Annotated in this window: 18 protein-coding genes; 4 read left to right on the top strand and 14 right to left on the bottom strand. The window is 72.1% G+C overall.

Annotated elements, in window-relative coordinates; genetic code table 11:
- Complete coding sequence (locus tag ACZ6AA_RS30040; RefSeq protein WP_468481405.1) at positions 1 to 327, top strand: DUF1048 domain-containing protein; 327 nt, start codon at positions 1 to 3, stop codon at positions 325 to 327.
- Between the two features lie 51 nt (positions 328 to 378).
- Here ACZ6AA_RS30040 and ACZ6AA_RS30045 read toward each other — a convergent pair whose 3' ends face one another.
- The gene (locus ACZ6AA_RS30045; protein WP_471461403.1) at positions 379 to 1581 is read right to left on the bottom strand and encodes an epoxide hydrolase family protein; all 1203 of its coding nucleotides are present in this window, start codon (positions 1579 to 1581) and stop codon (positions 379 to 381) included.
- Between the two features lie 354 nt (positions 1582 to 1935).
- On the opposite strand from ACZ6AA_RS30045, the gene ACZ6AA_RS30050 reads away from it, so the two are divergent.
- Positions 1936 to 2382, top strand: a complete 447-nt coding sequence (locus ACZ6AA_RS30050) for an SRPBCC family protein (protein WP_468456875.1) — start codon at positions 1936 to 1938, stop codon at positions 2380 to 2382.
- Between the two features lie 105 nt (positions 2383 to 2487).
- On the top strand, positions 2488 to 3081 hold the full coding sequence (locus ACZ6AA_RS30055; protein WP_468456877.1) for a TIGR03086 family metal-binding protein: 594 nt from the start codon (positions 2488 to 2490) through the stop codon (positions 3079 to 3081).
- Between the two features lie 3 nt (positions 3082 to 3084).
- Here ACZ6AA_RS30055 and ACZ6AA_RS30060 read toward each other — a convergent pair whose 3' ends face one another.
- Entirely contained in the window at positions 3085 to 4044 is a 960-nt protein-coding gene (locus ACZ6AA_RS30060; protein ID WP_468456879.1) for a helix-turn-helix domain-containing protein, read from the bottom strand.
- 163 nt (positions 4045 to 4207) lie between these two features.
- Between ACZ6AA_RS30060 and ACZ6AA_RS30065 the strand changes: the two genes are divergently transcribed.
- Positions 4208 to 5239 carry a saccharopine dehydrogenase family protein gene (locus ACZ6AA_RS30065; protein WP_471461095.1) on the top strand — a complete coding sequence of 344 codons (1032 nt, stop codon included), beginning with the start codon at positions 4208 to 4210 and terminating at the stop codon, positions 5237 to 5239.
- 8 nt (positions 5240 to 5247) lie between these two features.
- Here ACZ6AA_RS30065 and fabG read toward each other — a convergent pair whose 3' ends face one another.
- The 12 genes from fabG to ACZ6AA_RS30125 all read right to left on the bottom strand — a co-directional run bounded on the left by fabG (position 5248) and on the right by ACZ6AA_RS30125 (position 16721).
- Positions 5248 to 5994, bottom strand: coding sequence for a 3-oxoacyl-ACP reductase FabG (fabG, locus tag ACZ6AA_RS30070; RefSeq protein WP_471461098.1), 747 nt, complete (start codon positions 5992 to 5994; stop codon positions 5248 to 5250).
- On the bottom strand, positions 5994 to 6254 hold the full coding sequence (locus ACZ6AA_RS30075; protein ID WP_468456887.1) for an acyl carrier protein: 261 nt from the start codon (positions 6252 to 6254) through the stop codon (positions 5994 to 5996). The genes fabG and ACZ6AA_RS30075 overlap by 1 nt, the downstream gene beginning before the upstream one ends.
- A gap of 66 nt (positions 6255 to 6320) precedes the next feature.
- Positions 6321 to 7130, bottom strand: coding sequence for an SDR family oxidoreductase (locus tag ACZ6AA_RS30080; protein ID WP_468456889.1), 810 nt, complete (start codon positions 7128 to 7130; stop codon positions 6321 to 6323).
- Positions 7131 to 7163: 33 nt separating this feature from the next.
- Complete coding sequence (locus ACZ6AA_RS30085) at positions 7164 to 8156, bottom strand: beta-ketoacyl synthase N-terminal-like domain-containing protein (RefSeq protein WP_471461103.1); 993 nt, start codon at positions 8154 to 8156, stop codon at positions 7164 to 7166.
- Positions 8153 to 9364: a beta-ketoacyl-[acyl-carrier-protein] synthase family protein gene (locus tag ACZ6AA_RS30090; RefSeq protein ID WP_471461104.1), complete on the bottom strand. Its 1212-nt coding sequence runs from the start codon at positions 9362 to 9364 to the stop codon at positions 8153 to 8155. Before ACZ6AA_RS30090 ends, ACZ6AA_RS30085 begins: the two co-directional genes overlap by 4 nt.
- Positions 9361 to 10224, bottom strand: coding sequence for a beta-ketoacyl synthase N-terminal-like domain-containing protein (locus ACZ6AA_RS30095; protein ID WP_471461105.1), 864 nt, complete (start codon positions 10222 to 10224; stop codon positions 9361 to 9363). Before ACZ6AA_RS30095 ends, ACZ6AA_RS30090 begins: the two co-directional genes overlap by 4 nt.
- The gene (locus ACZ6AA_RS30100) at positions 10221 to 11360 is read right to left on the bottom strand and encodes a beta-ketoacyl-[acyl-carrier-protein] synthase family protein (RefSeq protein WP_471461106.1); all 1140 of its coding nucleotides are present in this window, start codon (positions 11358 to 11360) and stop codon (positions 10221 to 10223) included. Before ACZ6AA_RS30100 ends, ACZ6AA_RS30095 begins: the two co-directional genes overlap by 4 nt.
- Positions 11357 to 12922, bottom strand: a complete 1566-nt coding sequence (locus ACZ6AA_RS30105) for a class I adenylate-forming enzyme family protein (RefSeq protein ID WP_471461110.1) — start codon at positions 12920 to 12922, stop codon at positions 11357 to 11359. The genes ACZ6AA_RS30100 and ACZ6AA_RS30105 overlap by 4 nt, the downstream gene beginning before the upstream one ends.
- Positions 12919 to 13158 carry an acyl carrier protein gene (locus ACZ6AA_RS30110; protein WP_468456901.1) on the bottom strand — a complete coding sequence of 80 codons (240 nt, stop codon included), beginning with the start codon at positions 13156 to 13158 and terminating at the stop codon, positions 12919 to 12921. Before ACZ6AA_RS30110 ends, ACZ6AA_RS30105 begins: the two co-directional genes overlap by 4 nt.
- A gap of 82 nt (positions 13159 to 13240) precedes the next feature.
- On the bottom strand, positions 13241 to 13663 hold the full coding sequence (locus ACZ6AA_RS30115; protein ID WP_468456903.1) for a PaaI family thioesterase: 423 nt from the start codon (positions 13661 to 13663) through the stop codon (positions 13241 to 13243).
- 53 nt (positions 13664 to 13716) lie between these two features.
- A complete protein-coding gene (locus ACZ6AA_RS30120) occupies positions 13717 to 15189 on the bottom strand; it encodes an MFS transporter (RefSeq protein ID WP_468456905.1) in 1473 nt (490 codons plus the stop codon).
- Positions 15186 to 16721 carry a class I adenylate-forming enzyme family protein gene (locus ACZ6AA_RS30125; protein WP_471461119.1) on the bottom strand — a complete coding sequence of 512 codons (1536 nt, stop codon included), beginning with the start codon at positions 16719 to 16721 and terminating at the stop codon, positions 15186 to 15188. The genes ACZ6AA_RS30120 and ACZ6AA_RS30125 overlap by 4 nt, the downstream gene beginning before the upstream one ends.
- Positions 16722 to 16731: the final 10 nt, after the last annotated feature.

Consider the following 16731-nt stretch of genomic DNA (forward strand, 5'->3'; position numbering starts at 1 on the left):
GTGGGAATCCAGGACATGATCGAGGGCAAGAAGGAGTGGCGAGCGCACATGGCGCGAGTCAAGGCGCTCCCACCCGACTACCAGATCGTCTACAAAGAGATGCAGAAGTACTTCTTCAAGGTGGGCCCGGTCGGATTGCCCGACGGGCCCCTGCTCCCCGGGATCGTCGATTTCTTCGAAGGCGGCGTCGCGGCCGGAAAGGGAGTTCTGGAACTCATCGGCGACGACGTCGCTGCGTTCTGCGACGGCCTGATCAAGGAATCGCGCACCTACGCGGACATCTGTCAGGAGTCCATCGGCGGAAAGCCCGGCACGTCCGGGGCGTAGGACCGACCGACAGCCGAAACACGTGAGGCGGCGGGTGCTGGGACAGTCGTCTCAGCGCCCTTCGCCCGCCAGCGCCCGCAGCGTCCTGAAGAACCGCCGCACGTCGTCGACGAGGAGTCGCGGCTGTTCCATCGCCGGGAAGTGCCCGCCCCGGTCATGGGTCGTCCACTGCACGATGTTGTTGGTCCGGTCCGCGATGTGGCGCAGCGGGATGAAGTTGTCGTGCGGGAAGACGGCCAGCGCCGTCGGCGTCGGCGAGGGCCGCGGCGGGACACCCTGGTACTCGGCGTGCGCCCGCTCGTAGTAGATGCGGGCCGCCGACCCGGCCGTGCCGGTGAGCCAGTAGAGCATCACGTTGGTGAGCAGCTGATCGCGGTCGACGGCGTCCTCCGGGCGGTCCCGGGAGTCGGTCCACTCCTTGAACTTCTCCGCGATCCAGGCCAGTTGACCCACCGGTGAATCCGTCAGGCCGTACGCCAGGGTCTGCGGGCGGGTCGACTGGATGTCCGCGTAGCCCTGCCGGTCCCGGCTCCACGCCTGGAAGCGTGCCCACGACGCCAGCGTGCGCTCGCGCTCGGCCGCGCTGAGGGCTTGGAGTTCGTCCGCGGCGGGTTCCTGGGTGGGGGTCGAGTTCGGCAGCAGGTTCAGATGGACGCCGATGACGCGGTCCGGTCGGATCCGGCCCAGCTCGCGCGTGATGCCCGCGCCCCAGTCGCCGCCCTGGACCCCGTACCGGTCGTAGCCGAGGCGCTCCATCAGCTCGCCGAACGCGGCGGCCACCCGCTGGAACTCCCACCCCGTGTCCCGAGTGGGGCCCGAGAAGCCGAATCCGGGGATGCACGGCAGGACCAGGTGGAAGGCGTCGGCCGGGTCGCCGCCGTGCCCGCGCGGGTCGGTGAGCGGCCCTGCGACCTCGATGAACTCGGCGATCGACCCCGGCCAGCCGTGCGACATCAGGAGCGGCGTCGCGGTGGGCTCGGGGGAGCGGACATGGGCGAAGTGGACGGTGGCCCCGTCGATCTCGGTGGTGAACTGCGGCCACTGGTTCAGCCGTGACTCCGCCGCCCGCCAGTCGTACGTGTGCCGCCAGTAGTGCGCCAGCTCCTTGAGGTAGCCGCGCGGGATGCCGTAGTCCCAGCCCACGCCGGGCAGTTCGTCGGGCCAGCGGGTCCGGTCGAGGCGGCCGTGGAGATCGTCCAGGGCGTCCTGGGGGATGTCGATGCGGAACGGGTGGATGGCCTGGCTGGCGCGGATGGCGGTGCTCCTAGGGTCCGGCGACGTCGTCCTGTCCCGGGATGGTACGTGTGCCGATCCGGCCGCCCACAGGGGAGGTCCCCGCTCCCGCCGCCGCTGTACGCACTGGTCACGCTTGACATGCAAGTAAATGCTTGCATAATCGAGAGTGAGGGAGCTGAGCCGGACGGGATGAGCCGTCGACGCCGAGCGGTCCGGCCGCACGCGCCGGGTAGAGCGCCCGCCCCCCCCTTTTTCCGTACCGCTTCACGAAGTGCAGGAGCGGTGGATCGACACGTTCGTACGCCCCGACCCGGGGCGGCCGCACACACAAACGCACGCACACACAAACGCACACAGAAAGCCGAGCACGCCATGACCACCCAGCAGTCGTTCAGCCACACCACCTACATCGAGGCCACCCCGGACCAGGTGTGGCACGCCCTGACCGACGCCGACACGTCCGCCGTCTACTGGGGGCACAGCAACATCTCGGACTGGCGCCCCGGCTCTGCGTGGGAGCACCGCCGCACCGACGGCAGCGGCGTCGCCGACGTCGTCGGCACCGTGGTCGAGCACACCCGGCCCGAGCGCCTCGTCCTCACCTGGGCGGTCCCGGACGAGGAACGCCCCGAGGGCCCCTCGACCGTGACCGTCGACCTGAAGCCGTTCGGCGGCACCGTCCAGCTCACCGTCACGCACGAGAACCTGCGCGACGACGCCGAGCGGAGCGCCGTCGCGGGCGGCTGGTCCATGGTCCTCTCCCACCTCAAGACGTACCTGGAGACCGGCAAGCCCCTGGCCCTGCCCGCCTGGTCCTGACCACCCCGGACCCGGCTCTGCCCGCCGGTCCTGCCCTCCCGCGACCCACTGCGGCCCGTGCCGCACCCTCCCCCCCCCCACACACACACGCACAAGGAGACAGCCATGCCTCTGTCCGCACCGGCCGACCGATTCCGGCGCACCGCCGACGGATTCGCCGACCGCATCGCCGCCGTACCGGCCGACAGATGGGACTCCCCGAGCCCCTGCCCCGCCTGGAGCGCCCGCGACATCGCCGCCCACGTGATCAACGAGGCCCGGCGCATCCTCGCCACCGTGCGCGGAGCCGAGCCCCAGCCGCTGCACGGCGTCGCCGTCGCCGAGATGGGCGCCCTGCCCGAACTCGACGCGGACGCCGATCTGCACGCCGCCTGGAAGGAGATCGGCGCCGGACTCACGGCCGCGATCGACGACCCCGACTGCCTGCGCGCTGAGATGCCCACCTTCGCCGGACCCATGCCGTTCGCCGACATCGTCGAGTCCCTGCCGGAGGACGTCCTCATCCACACCTGGGACCTGGCCCGCGCCACCGGCGGCGACGAACGCCTCGACGCCGAAGTGGTCGCCCACGTCCACGCGCACCTAGAGCCCATGGACGAGGCGCTGCGCCAGCCCTGGGCGTTCGGCCCGAAGGTACCTGTGCCGCCGGGCGCCGACGCGCAGACCGCGTTCCTCTGCTTCGTCGGCCGGCAGCCCTGAACCTCAGGCGCCCGGGTCGGCGCCGGACCGCGCGCGGAACGTACGGCGGTACGTGTCCGGCGGCACGCCGACCGTCCGGTTGAAGTGGCGACGCAGCGTCGTGGCCGTGCCCATGCCGGTGGCCTCGGCGACGGCGTCGACGCTGTCGCCGGTCGTCTCCAGCAACTCCTGGGCGCGGTGGATCCGTTGCGTGAGCAACCACTGCAGCGGAGTCGTGCCGGTCGCCGCCCGGAACTGCCGGGTCAGATGGCGCGAGCTCATCCGCGCCTGCCGCGCCAGGTCCTCCACGGTCAGCGGCTGGTCGAGCCGCTCCATCGCCCAGGCGAAGAGGGCGGCGAGCGGATGCTGGGACCGGGTGGGCACCGGCGTGGCGACGAACTGGGCCTGGCCGCCGTCCCGGTGGGGCGGCACGACCAGGCGGCGGGCGACGGCGTTGGCCGTCGACGAACCGTGGTCGAGGCGGACCAGGTGCAGGCACAGATCAAGGGCCGCGGCCTTGCCCGCCGAGGTGAGCACGCTCCCGCTGTCCACGTACAGGACGTCCGCGTCGACCTCCACCTCCGGATAGCGCCCGGCGAGGACCTCGGTGTGCGCCCAGTGCGTCGTCGCGCGCTTGTGGTCCAGGAGCCCGGCGGCGGCCAGCACGAACGCGCCCGTGCACAGGGACGCCACGCGCGCGCCCGCCTCATGGGCCGCGCGCACCGTGTCGACCAGGTCGGCGGGTGGGGCGACGTCGACGTCCGCCCAGGCGGGGACGATCACGGTGTCGGCGCGCAGGATCCGGTCGAGACCCTCGTCGGGCTCCAGCGTGAACCGGCCGACCCGCACCGCGCCCCGACCGCAGACAGCGAGGTCGTACCACGGCCCCGGCACGCTCGGCGGAGCGGAGCCGAACACCTCGTACGCCACGGACAGTTCGAACGGCATCATGCCGTCGGTGACGGCCAGCGCGACACTTCCCATGTCGGAAATTGTACGGGTCACGTCGTTCCGGACACTCGTCGTGGCCGTCCGCGACCGCCAGGATGGCCGTAGTGGATCACACGGAGAACGTAGTGAGCCGCTCAAGGAACTCAGAGAACTCTGATAACTCAGAGCACACAGGCAACGGGGAGAGGTCGAGGTCATGGGTACGGGACAGCGGGTGCTGGTGTTCGGCGCGTACGGGCACACCGGGCGGTTCGTGGTCGCGCGGTTGAGGGAGCGCGGGTTCGTGCCGGTCCTGTCCGGCCGCGACGCGGACAAGCTGCGCGACCTGGCCGCGGCGCACAAGGGGCTGGAGACCCGCCCGGCGACGGTCGACGACGCGGACTCCCTCGACCGCGCGCTCGTGGGCACGGCCGCCGTGATCAACTGCGCCGGACCCTTCGCCACGACGGCCGCCCCGCTCATCGAGGCGGCGCTGCGCGCGGGCATCCCGTACGTGGACGTGGCGGCCGAGATCGAGGCCAACGTCGACACGTTCGCGCGGTACGCGGACCGGGCCCGCGCCGAGGGAGCGGTGATCGTGCCTGCCATGGCCTTCTACGGCGGCCTCGGCGACCTGCTGGCCACCGCGGCACTCGGCGACTGGGAGGCGGCCGACGAGGTGCACATCGCGTACGGCCTGAGCAGCTGGCACCCCACCGCCGGGACGCGCACCGCGGGCGCGGTCTCCCGGGAGCGCCGCGACAGCCGCCGCGTCCTCTACACGAACGGGAGCCTGGAGTACCGCGACGACGAAGCACCCACCCTGAAGTGGGACTTCCCCGACCCGATGGGCACCCGGGCCGTCATCGGGGAGTTCACGATGGCCGACGCCGTCACCATCTCCAGCCATCTGCCCGTGCCCGAGGTGCGCGGCTACATGACGGTCGAGGCCGTCCGGGACCTCGCGGCCCCGGACACACCGGCGCCCGCCCCGGTCGACGACAGCGGGCGCTCCGCGCAGACCTTCCTCCTCGACGTCGTCGTGCGCTCCGGCGCCGAGGAACGCCGCGCTGTGGCCCGGGGCCAGGACATCTACGCCGTCAGCGCGCCCCTCGCCGTGGAGGCGGTCGAGCGCGTCCTGACCGGGAGGACCAGGACGACCGGCGTCGCGTCGGCGGGTGAGCTCTTCGACGCGGAGGACTTCCTGCGCGCGCTGTCCCCGCACGTCTCCTTCGAGCTGTTCCAGTAGCCGGGGCGTCAGAGCGAGAAGCCACCATCGACTCCGAGGACCTGCCCCGTGATGTAGGCGGCACGGCGGGACACCAGGAAGGACACCAGATCGGCGACCTCGTCGGGGGTGCCGGGACGGCGCAGCGGGATCCTGTCGAGCTGCTCCTTGCGCTTCGCCTCGCCGAGGTCGTCGGTCATGTCCGTCGTGATCATGCCGGGCGCCACGCAGTTGGCCCGCACCCCGAACCGGCCGAGTTCCTTCGCGATCGACCGGGTGAACCCGATGATCCCGGCCTTCGACGCCGCGTAGTTCGACTGTCCGACATTGCCGTAGATGCCCGCCACCGAGGAGATCGTGACGATGGTGCCGCTGTCGTGGCGCATCAGCGAGCGCGCCGCGGCACGGCAGATGTGGAACGTGCCGTCGAGATTCGTGCGGACCACCGTGTCCCACTCGTCGTGGCCCATCCGGGCCAGCTGCCGGTCACGTACGACACCGGCATTGGCCACCACCGCCGCCAGGGGGCCGAGTTCGGCCTCCGCATCGGACACGAGGTGCTCGGCCTGGCCCGCGAGGGAGACATCGGTCCTGCGGGCGAGCACCCGCGCTCCCGTGAGGCGTGCCTCGGCCGCGACCTCGTCCGCCTTCCTCTGGCTCGACAGATAACAGAACGCCACGTCGAAGCCGTCGGCCGCGAGGCGCAGCACGACGGCCCGTCCGATGCCGCGCGATCCGCCGGTGACGACCGCGACCGGCCTTTCCCCGTCGGCCATCAGGTCGCCTCGACCTTGGTGGTGACGATCCGGTGAATGGCCGTCAGCGAGGTGAGGGACGGAATCTCCTCCTCGTCGATCTTGATGCGGTACTTCTTCTCGATCTGGACGGCGACCTCCATCGCGGTCAGGGAGTCCACGTCGAGGTCGTTCTTCAGATGGGCCTCGTCGGTCACTTCTTCGACGGGGAGTTCGAGCTCTTCGGCGATCAGCGCGCGCAGGTCCTCGAGGTCGACTCCGGCTGTCCGGTGGTCCGCCATGGTGCGGCTCTCCTTTCGATCGCGGTTCGGACGACTCGATCGTGGTTCGGGCGACTCGGTCGTGGCTCAGACGACGAGGGCTTCGCCGCCGTCGACTCCGATGACGTTCCCGGTGAGCCACGACGCGTCGGACGAGGACAGGGTGACGATCGCCTCGGCCACGTCCTCGGGACGCGTCAGGCGGCCGCCGGGGTTGATCTCCCGGCAGTGGGCGATCAGCTTCTCGCTGCCCGGGATCTTCCGCAGCGCCGGGGTGATCGTGGTGCCCGCCCGGATCGCGTTCACCGCCACGCCGTGGGGCGCGAGTTCCACCGCCAGGTCGCGGACGTGGGCCTCCAGCGTCGCCTTCGCCGCCGACACGGGCGCGTAGCCGGGAAGGACCCGGGTCCCGCCCGCGCTGGTCATGGCGAAGACCTTCGCCCCGCGCGGCAGCAACGCCGCCCGCACCAGGTCCTGGATCCAGTACACGAGGCTGTGCCCCATGACATCGACCGTCATCGAGAGCTGCTTGGGTGTGACCTCCGCGCTCTCTTCCTCCTGGCCGCCCCGCGCCGGCAGGAGCGACGTCAGCGTCCCGTAGGCGACCGAGTGCAGGACGACCCGGGTCCCGGCGCCGGACGTCAGGTCACGGATGACGGGGACGAGCTCCGCGCGGGCCTGTCTCGCCGCGACGTTGCGATTGAAGAAGTGCGCCTGCACGCCGAGTTCACCCAGCGACTCGGCGTACTCCCGCGCTCGCTGCTGCCCCTCGGCCAGGTCGAAGTGCACCCCGATGATGTTGCAGCCCGCGTCGGCCAGGGCGCGCGCGGTCTCCTTGCCCATGCCGCTGGAGACGCCGAGTATCAAGGCCCAGGATCCCTTGAGGGGAACGAACATCGATTTCCTCCCTGCTGAGCGGAGCCGGGACGGTCAGGCCCTCGGTTCAGTGCGCACGCCCGGTTGCCCGGCGCGGTGGGGCGCGACGGTCATCTCGGCCCACGCGAGAGTGCCCTGGGCGGACGCCGCCAGGACCGCGCGCCGGGTGGGGGCCGGGTGCTCCTGCGCGAACAGGCCGAGGACGCGCCGCAACGGGACGAGGCAGCCCGCCTGCGCCGGGGACGGCACGACGACGACGTCGCACGCGCCGCCCAGACGGTCCAGCCACCGGGCGGCCGCCGCCCCCACCGCCGAGTCGTCGAGGACGGCGTCGATCCGGCCCGGCGGGTCGACGCCCACCAACGGCCCGAAGACGGCGTCGACCTCGCTCGCCACCGCGCCGGGAACCAGGAACGCGCCGCGCGCCCGGCACGTGCCATAGCGCGCGTCCGTGCCCGCGACGGCCTCGCACTGCAGCACCGCGGCGCCCGCCTCCGAGCGCGGGCCGGTCGACTGGGCCGGAGACAGCGCCTCCTCGACGGCGCCCACCAGGACCGCCCGGGCCCGGCCCGCGGCGACCGCGCGGGCCGCTATCCGCAACGCCTCAAGACCGGCGGTGACGGGGGAGTTGACGGTGAGGTTGAAGCCGGTGATGTCATGCTCCATCGACAGCCTGCTCGCGAACGAACTCATGGCGATGAAGGGGCTGCTGGACGGGGACATCTCGTCGGCGCCCTCCCGCATGATGATGTGGTCCAGCTCCTCCAGCAGCGCGGCGCCGGTGTTGTTGACGGCCACCACCGCCGCCCGGAGGTTCCGCTCGGTCCGCGCGAACCGGTCCCCGGCGTCGCCGACCGCCAGCCTCGACGCGGCGAGCAGGTACTTGCACGCGTCGGGCAGCCGCCGGTAGCCCCGCCCGGGCAGCGCGACCTCGGCCCGGAACCAGCCCGGAACCGCCACCTCGGCCGGAGCCAGCGCCCCCTCGGCCCCGGATACCCCCGGCGCCACCATCCCCAGGCCCACGACGGCCAGTTCACCGGTGCTCACGGCGCCCCCTCCGCACCCTTCCCGGCCACGTCCCTGACGACGAGAGACGTGTTGTTGCCGCCGAACGCGTACGTGTTGACCAGGACCGCGGGCGCCGCGAGCGGCACCGGACGGTCCTGCGGAACCCACACGTCACACTCCGGATCCTGGTCGATCGGGGTGTTCGCCGGGCTCGTCCGGTGGCGCAGCATGAGCGTCGCCGTGAGGCAGGCGAACGCGCCCGCCGCACCGGTCGTGTGCCCGATCATCGCCTTGAGCGAGAAGAGCGGCAGCGTCCGCGTCCGCCCGCCGAACACCCGGTGCAGCGCCTGGCTCTCCACCACGTCGTTGAGCGGCGTCCCCGTCCCATGGGGAATGACACAGCCCACCTCGGAGCTGCTCAGGCCCGCGTCGGCCAGTGCCTCGGTCATGGCGCGGACGACCTGGTCGCCCGACGGATCGGGGGCCGTCGGATGGTACGCGTCACAACTCCAGGCCGCACCGGCCAGCTCGGCGTACGGCTCGGCGCCGCGCCGCCGGGCGTGCTCGGCCGCCTCCAGCACGATCATGGCCGAGCCGTCGCCGAACATCGTGCCCGCCCGGTTCCGGTCGAACGGCCGGCAGCGCACCGGATCCGCGGCCCCCAGCCGGTTGAACGCGCCGATCCCGGCCCGAGTGACCCCCTCGGCCCCACCGACGAGGACCGTGGTCGCCTCACCCGCGCGGATCATGTCCAAGCCGATCGTGAGCGCGTAACCACTGGCCGAGCAGGCGTTCCCCACACTGGTCGACGCCGCCCGCGAGCCGATCTCCGCTCCCACGACAGCGGCCGCCGGGGTCAGCGTCGTCCACGCCGTCCGGCCCGCGCTGCGCTGTGTCTCCTGCATGTCCGCGTTGCCCAGCTCCACGCCGAGCACCACGGGAACGGCGACGCGCGCCCCCTGCTCCACCCCGGCGTCGGCGAGCGCCTGCTCGGCCGCGGCGACCGCGAGGCGCGGGCTGCTCCCCAGCTCCACCCCGGCGTGGACGGCCGGTTCGGCGGGCACCTCCGCCCGGTCGACCAGATACATCTTCGTCGTACGCATGTTGAGGTGCGGCAGCGGCACCTCGGCGGGCTTCCCGCCGCCCGCGAGCAGGCCGTCCCAGTGCGCGGCGACACCGGTGCCCAGGCAGGAGATCGCGCCCAGGCCGGTGATGACGACACGTCGGTCCCTTGCGCACGTGTTCATGTGTCCCTCCCCCGAGCGGGCCTGAGGACCAGCGCCGAGACCGATGCCCCGTCACCCTCCGCGGTCCCGGTACCCGCGACGGCGAGCACCGCCTCACCGTCCAGCCGCTCCACGGCCAGCGCGCACTGCACCACGCCCAGGGCGCCCGAGCACCGCCCGAACCGCGCGGTCGGCTCACCGTCCAGGCGCCGCAGGACCGCCGTGGCGCCCGCCGCCCGCACGGCCGACCGCTCGTCGCCCGCCCTGCCGTATCCGCCGATCTCCGCGCGGATCCGCGCACCGCGGCGCACGGCGTGCCGCACGGGCTCGATCACCAGGCCCACGGCCCCGTCGACCCACCTGCTGCCGCCGGTCTCCTGGTGCAGTCTGGCCACCGCCGGGCTGTCCGGCTCCACGCCGATCACCAGGGCCGCCGTGGCCCGGCCCGCCGCGATCAGGTTCCGGGCCGCGGCCACGGCGTCGAGGCCGCTCGAAGCGCCGTTGCACAGCGTCAGATTCGGGCCGCGGATGCCGTGGTCGAGCGCGATCCAGGCCGCCGACACGGCGCTCGACAGCTGCGGTACGCGCATCGGGCTGATGTCCGTACTGCCGTCGGCGGTGAGCGTCGTGACGGTGTCGCACACCGGGTCCAGGTTCCCGAAGTTGCTGGAGACGACCACCGCCGCACCGCCGAGCTCGGGCGCGCCGAGCAGCCCGGCGTCCTCGAGCGCCCGCCGCGCCGCCCGCACCGCGAACCGCGACGCCCGGTCCTTGTGCCGCATGCCCCGCCCGGCAAGCGCGGTCACCGGGTCGAAGCCGGGGCCCGCGACGGCCCAGCCCACACCGGTGACGGCGGTCCGCACGATCCCCCGATCACTCACCGCGATGCCCCTTCCACGATCGCCACAGCGTTGATCCCGCCCATGCCGACGGCGTGCACCTGCGCGGTGCCGGGCGGCCCCGCGGCGGGCCGACCGGACACCAACCGCAGCTCTCGTGCCTCCTCGATCGGGTCGGTGAGATCGCTGATCGGAGGCACGGTCCGGGAACGGATCGACTCAAGGGCCACGACGAGGTTCAGGAGCCCGGCGCCGCCGGAGACGTGGCCCATGCCGCCCTTGATCGCGGTGACGAGCGGTCCGGGATCGGCGGCCTTGAACACGTCCCTGAGCGCGACCGCCTCGGCCAGGTCGCTCTGCGGCGTGCCGCTCCCGTGCACGATCACCAGGCCGATGTCCTCAGCGGCGACCGACGCGCGCTCGTGCGCCTCCTCGATCGCGCGGACGATCCCCGCGGCGTCCGGTGCCGTCGGATGGGACGCGTCGCAGTTCATGCTCACACCCCGGACCAGCCCGTGGACGCGGCCGGGGCTCGTTCCGGCGCGCCGGAGTACCACCGCCACCGCGCCCTCACCCATGATCATGCCGCGCCGGGACCGGTCGAACGCGCGGATGGTGTCCGGCGGCGGGAACTGGATCCGGTCGAACCCGCCGAAGGAGCTCTCGGTGATGGAGTCGGTGCCCGCCACCACCACGGTGTCCGCCTCGCCGAGGGCGATCAGGTCCGTGGCCATCCCCAGTCCGTACAGCGAGGCCGCGCAGGCGCTGGCGATCGTCTGCACGTGGTACAGGCCGAAGGCGGCCCGCAGCGCCGAGGTGAAGTGCAGGTCCGTGGGGGAGAGGGTGCCCTCGCGGCGCCACCAGAGTTCGGCGGTCCGCATCTCCCGGTGCGTGGTCCCGACCAGGACCGGCAGGCCGGGATCCGGTTCCGGCAGGCCCGCGTCGGCCAGGGCCTCCCGGACGACACGGACGAGCCAGCGGGTCGCCCGCAGCGGTTCGTCCACACCGGGGCGCGCCCGGTCCGGCACTTCGTAGGCGGCGCCCGCGCGGTACTTGGACGGGTCGAACGTCGAGAGCGGTGCCGGGCCGGACTGCCCGGAGCACAGGGCGCCATGGATTCCGCCGACGGTGTCGCCGAGCGCGCAGATCGCGCTCATGCCGCTGATCTCCCAGCTCATGTCCCGCCCTCCGGGGTGCCGAAGGGGCCGCCGGGCCGGTGGCGCAGCCGGAAGCGGGCCAGCTTGCCGTTGGCGGTGACGGGGAGCCGGTCGATGATCTCCACCCGGGACGGCCTCTTGAACGGTGCCAAGTCGGCGCGCAGCGCCGCCCGCACCGCCTTGCGGGCCTCGTCCGGGCGGGCCGGGTCCCGCGCCACGACGTACACCGTGGCCTGTTCGAGCCCGGTGGCGTCCGTGCCGCCCACGACCGCGCAGTCGGTGACCTCGGCGACGGCCCGGACCACGTGCTCGATCTCGGCCGGTGCGATCTTGTAGCCGCCGAGCAGGAGCATGTCGTCGGCGCGGCCGACGTGGCAGAGGCCGCCGCCGGGCGCGCGGAAGGCGATGTCGCCGGTGTAGACGCCGCCGTCGGCGAACGCGCGGGCGGTGTCGTCGGGCCGGTTGAGGTAGCCGAGCGCGGCCGACTCCGTGGTGAGGTGCAGACGGCCGGGGATCCCGTCGCCGACCGGTCGGCCGTCGTCATCGCGGATGGTCGCCGTCACCCCGGGGACCGGGAAGCCGATCGACCCCGGACCGGCGGCCTCGCCCTGGCCCACGGCGGACGCCACGACCGTGTGCAGGACCTCGGTCGCGCCGAAGCCGTTGAGCAGCGGCACGTCGAACGCCTCGGTGACACGGGTGGCCAGTTCACCCGGCAGCTGTTCCCCGGTGGCCACGGCAAGCCGCAGCGATCCGGTCTCGACCGCCTTGCCCTGCTCGGCGAGGGTGAGCAGGCCCGCGTAGAGGCGCGGCACGGAGAACAACACGGTCGGCCGGTACGTGTCGAGGGCCGCCGCCACGCCGTAGGCGTCCGCCTGCCCGTCGAGCAGCACCGCACTCGCGCCCGCCGCGTAGGGGTGGAGCAGCGAGTTGCCGAACCCGTACCCGAACGACAGCTTCGCGGTGGACAGGACGACGTCGTCCGGAGTGAGTGCCAGCATGCTGCCGACGCCGCGCAGGACCGCGTGCACCGCCCGCAGACAGTGCCGTACGCCCCGGGGCCTGCCGGTGCTGCCGGAGGTGTACTGGACCAGCAGCTCATCGGTGTCGCGGAAGCGGGCGGGGGGAGGCGGGGCCTGGCCTCCACGCTCGCCTCCGGGCCCGATGCGCAGCCCGGCGTGGCCGGCCGTCCGGCGCTCCGCGTCGACCTCGCCCAACTCGGCGCGCAGTGCCTCCTCCTGGGCCGGGGCGACGTACAGCTCGGCGAACTCCGCCTCGCTGTCCCGCACGATGAAGCCGACCTCCGCGGGCCGCAGCATCGGGTGCAGCACGATGGGCACGCACCCGTGCCACCACAGGCCGAGGACGGCGGTGACCGCCGCGACGCTGTCGTCGGACACGACGACCGCACGGCAGCCGGGCCGCACTCCGGCCGCCCGCAGGCTCCCGGCGTGGTCCGTCACCGCGTCCCGCAGGTCGGCGTAACAGACCTCACCGACCCGGCGGTCCACGGCGCAGCGCCGACCGCCGGGGTGGCAAAGCAGCAGCTCGACGGGGTTCGCGATGCCGGTGGCGGGATTCATGGCACCTGATGCCGGTCCTGGAGCAGCCGCATCACGTCCCCGACGCTGTCCATCTCCGCGGCGTCCGCCGGGTCGAACTCCGCTCCCGTGGCCCGTTCGAGGGCCACGACGAATTCCGCCTTGTGGAGCGAATCCATGTCGAGGTCGACATAGAACGACTTGTCGATCCCGACGTCGTCGACGTCGAGTTCCAGGACGCCCGCCACCAACTCCCGCACATCCCGGTCGGTCAACACGGCATTCTCGTCTCCTTCGCCGATTCGTCATCGGAGCCCATGAGCGACCCTTCGGTCATGGGCGTACGCACCCACACCCGGCTCATCTCCTGGCTTTTCTGATCGCTTCGGTGACCACCGACTCGCTCGTCACCTTTCCGCCCTGCAGGAGCGAGACACGCACCATGGCGGAGCGCTCGTCCATCGCGTCGAGCCTGGCTTCGACGTGTACGTCACCGGGGCGGGTCATCGTCAGGTACGTCACGTTCAACTGGGTCGTGGCGAACACCATGTCGTCCTCCAGGACGCTGAACAGCGCGAACCCGGCGGCCTGATCGTGAATTGCGGCGACATGGCCGCCGAAGGCCACATCCGGTTCCACACACAGCTCATCGGGAATGTGGAAGGTGACCGCGACGAACCCCGACCGCCATTCCATCGCGACGACCCGCAGGCACAGGCGCGCGACATAGGGCGGCACCGGGGTGGTGCCCGCGGCGATCACATCGAGCATCTTCTGCCGCATCGTCAGGGCACCCGACGGCGAGGATCCGTCCACGTACGCTCCCACCTTTCCTGTCATGAAGCCGGACTGTCACGGTCGGCGCGGCTGTCGCGCGCGATGAGCCACACGAGCACGGACGCGAGGGCGAAAGCCGTCACCACCACGACGAGCCCGAGCATCATGTCGGTCCGCAGCCGCGCATAGTCGAGGTCCGTCAGATCTCCGTGGAACCCCCGGAAGAACGCCAGCCCGATCACCGCCACACCCAGCGAGGAACCGAGCTGCTGCGCGGTGGAGAGCGCCCCCGAGACCGCCCCGGAATCGTCATGGCGCACCCGGGCCATCACGAAGTTCAGCAACGGCCCGAGTACGAGGCCGAGTCCCAGGCCGGTGAGTACCATCGTCGGCGCCATCGCCCACCCGAGATGCCGTCCCGAGCTGTTCCAGCCGAGGGTGGCGATCATCAGAGCGCTGCCGACGACGCAGAGGGCGCAGCCGAGGAGAAGGGTGCGGGGCGCGGTGAACCGGGCCACGACACGCGCCGACCACAGCGAAGTGATCGTGCTGCCCACCGCGTACGGAGCCATCGCCGCGGCCGCCGCGAGCGCCCCGTAACCGAGGCCGTACTGAAGCGTGATGGAGAAATAGAGGAAGAACGGCACGACCGCGGAGAAGTACACCAGATACAGGGCCAGGGCCAGCCGGAAAACCGGATCGCTCCACAGCCCCGGCCGCAGCAACGGGACCTTCCCCTGCCGCTCCAGCGCCGACTCGAGCCGGAGAAAGACGACGAGCAGCACCGGCGCGCACAGGAGCAGCAGCCACCCCCACAGCGGCCAGTCCTGGTCACGGCCGATCGTGAGCGGCACCAACAGCGCGATCAGCAGCAGGACGACGGTGAGCGAGCCCGCGTAGTCGAGCCGCAGCCGCAGCCCCTTGTGCGCCGGCACCATCCGGGGCGCCAGAGCGATCAGGACGATGCCGACGGGAATGTTGATGAGGAAGATCGGGCGCCACCCCCATCCGGCGACATCCGCGGCGATGAGCAGCCCGGCGATGATCGGGCCCGCGATCGTCGCGCAGCTCACCACCGCGCCGAGGAGCGCGAACGCCCGCCCGCGCCGTGCCGCGGCGATCGCGATGTGCAGGGTCGCGATGATCTGCGGGAACAGCACGGACGCGGAGAGGCCCTGCCACACCCGGGCGGCGATGAGCTGGCCCGGCCCCTGCGCCAGGCCGCAGGCGAGGCTCGCCAGGGTGAAGGACACGGCACCGATCATGAACATCCGCCGTCTGCCGTACAGGTCGCCGAGTCGGCCGCCGGTGATGAGCATCACCGCGTACGCGACCACATAGCCCGCGACCACCAGCTGCACCTCCGGCACGCTCGCCCCGAGGTCGCGCTGCAGGCTCGGCATGGCGACGTTCACGATGGAGGTGTCGGCGAGCAGCATGAAGGCGGCGCCGAGCACGAGCGCCGCCGCTCTTCGCTCCGCCGGCAGGAACCGGTGCGAGACCGATGCCGACGACGTGGCGGAGCCACTCATCCGAGGGGCCCGGGCGGGAGCAGCCGATGGCGGCGGACCTTCATCGTGCCGGTGAGCGGAAACTCCTCCCACGGCCGGTAGTCGACCCGGGTGTCCTTGGGCAGCCCCGCCTTGTCGCGGGCGTGCTGCCAGCGGCCCTCGTCGACCGGTTTGCCGTCGACCGTGGCCGCCACCGCCGTGACCGTCCCGTCCCTGCCGACGATCACGACCTCGGCGACGTCCGGGAGTTCGTCGAGCAGGATGTCCTCGGCGCGCAGGGTGCTGGGCACGCCGGGCACCTGGTCCACCTGCCGGTCGTGGAGCTCCAGGTGGCCGTCCGGGCGGAGCACGCCGATGTCGGCCATGGGCCACCAGCTGTCCCGGTCGGGCAGCGGCGGGCGGCCGACCATCGATTCGGCCCGGGCGGGGGTGCGCACCTCGATCTGCCCGGGTGTGTCGGCAGGGAGCACCGCTCCGGTGTCGTCCACGACGCGGATCTCCATGCCGGGGAACGCCACACCCACGTCACGGGAGTTGAGCCGTCCCGGCTCCCGGATGTCGGACCGCGTGGTCATGAGGATCGTGACCGGGCCGGTCTCGGTCTGTCCGTACGCCTGGATGAAGGTCGGGTCGGGATGGTCCGTCGCTTCCAGGAGCGTGCGCAGGGTCCGCGGGTGCAGGGCGTCGAAACTGCTGATGTAGCGCTCGGCCGTGCTGAACGGGTTCGGTGTCTCGCGCGCCAGCGGTTCCCAGCGCAGGAACATGTTGGGCTGCGCTTCCAGCGTCTGCGGCCGGTGGCGCAGGAGTGCCGCGCGCACCGAGGCGAGGTCGGGGGAGGAGATGCCGAGGAACGGCACTCCCGTGTTGAGCGCCGTGAGGATCCCGGTCGACATCCGCACATGCACGAAGGACAGGCACTTCGCGCTGATCCCGGCGTAGTCGAGGGACTGCACGACGTTGATCTGGGGAGCCACGTGGGCGTACAGGGAGTCCACCGTGTGCACGAGCAGCTTGGGTTTCCCGGTGGTGCCGGACGAATGCGTGATGAGGGTCGGGTCCGTGCCGGGACGGTGGGTGACCTGGTGGGGTGCCGACTCACCGAGTGCGACGGCCCCTGTCAGCGCTGCTTCGGGGGTGAGCGTGAGGACGCCGGTGACGATCTCGCCGAGGTGGTCCTGCCAGGGGCGCAGGGCCGTGGCGCCTTCGGTGTCGGTCAGGAGATGGGGCTGCTGGAGTTCCTTGAGACAGTGCAGGAGATCGGTCGGCTCCATCGTCACGGACAGGAGTGCGGGCAGCGCGCCGATGCGGACGATGGCGCACTGGATGGCCTGGATGTCCAGGTGATTGGCCTTGACCAGCGCGACGACCGCGCCGGGCCGCACTCCGGCCGCCCACAACCGGTCGGCGTAGTCCGCGACCACGACCGCGAAGTCGCTCACCGTGTGCGAGGTGCGGCACGCCGAGATCCAGGGCGTGTCCGCGCACAGGGGGGTCTCACCGTGGTGCTCGGCGGCGCGTTCGGGCAGCAGGCCGAGATCTGCGACAGGGAGCACGGCATCCTCC

The sequence above is a fragment of the Streptomyces sp. NPDC040610 genome (genome assembly GCF_055594065.1).

Coding starts and splice junctions, on each gene's coding strand:
- ACZ6AA_RS30050 (WP_468456875.1), top strand. CDS start 1,936: ATGACCACCCAGCAGTCGTTCAGCCACACCACCTACATCGAGGCCACC.
- ACZ6AA_RS30055 (WP_468456877.1), top strand. CDS start 2,488: ATGCCTCTGTCCGCACCGGCCGACCGATTCCGGCGCACCGCCGACGGA.
- ACZ6AA_RS30060 (WP_468456879.1), bottom strand. CDS start 4,044: ATGGGAAGTGTCGCGCTGGCCGTCACCGACGGCATGATGCCGTTCGAA.
- ACZ6AA_RS30065 (WP_471461095.1), top strand. CDS start 4,208: ATGGGTACGGGACAGCGGGTGCTGGTGTTCGGCGCGTACGGGCACACC.
- fabG (WP_471461098.1), bottom strand. CDS start 5,994: ATGGCCGACGGGGAAAGGCCGGTCGCGGTCGTCACCGGCGGATCGCGC.
- ACZ6AA_RS30075 (WP_468456887.1), bottom strand. CDS start 6,254: ATGGCGGACCACCGGACAGCCGGAGTCGACCTCGAGGACCTGCGCGCG.
- ACZ6AA_RS30080 (WP_468456889.1), bottom strand. CDS start 7,130: ATGTTCGTTCCCCTCAAGGGATCCTGGGCCTTGATACTCGGCGTCTCC.
- ACZ6AA_RS30090 (WP_471461104.1), bottom strand. CDS start 9,364: ATGAACACGTGCGCAAGGGACCGACGTGTCGTCATCACCGGCCTGGGC.
- ACZ6AA_RS30100 (WP_471461106.1), bottom strand. CDS start 11,360: ATGAGCTGGGAGATCAGCGGCATGAGCGCGATCTGCGCGCTCGGCGAC.
- ACZ6AA_RS30105 (WP_471461110.1), bottom strand. CDS start 12,922: ATGAATCCCGCCACCGGCATCGCGAACCCCGTCGAGCTGCTGCTTTGC.
- ACZ6AA_RS30115 (WP_468456903.1), bottom strand. CDS start 13,663: ATGCGGCAGAAGATGCTCGATGTGATCGCCGCGGGCACCACCCCGGTG.
- ACZ6AA_RS30120 (WP_468456905.1), bottom strand. CDS start 15,189: ATGAGTGGCTCCGCCACGTCGTCGGCATCGGTCTCGCACCGGTTCCTG.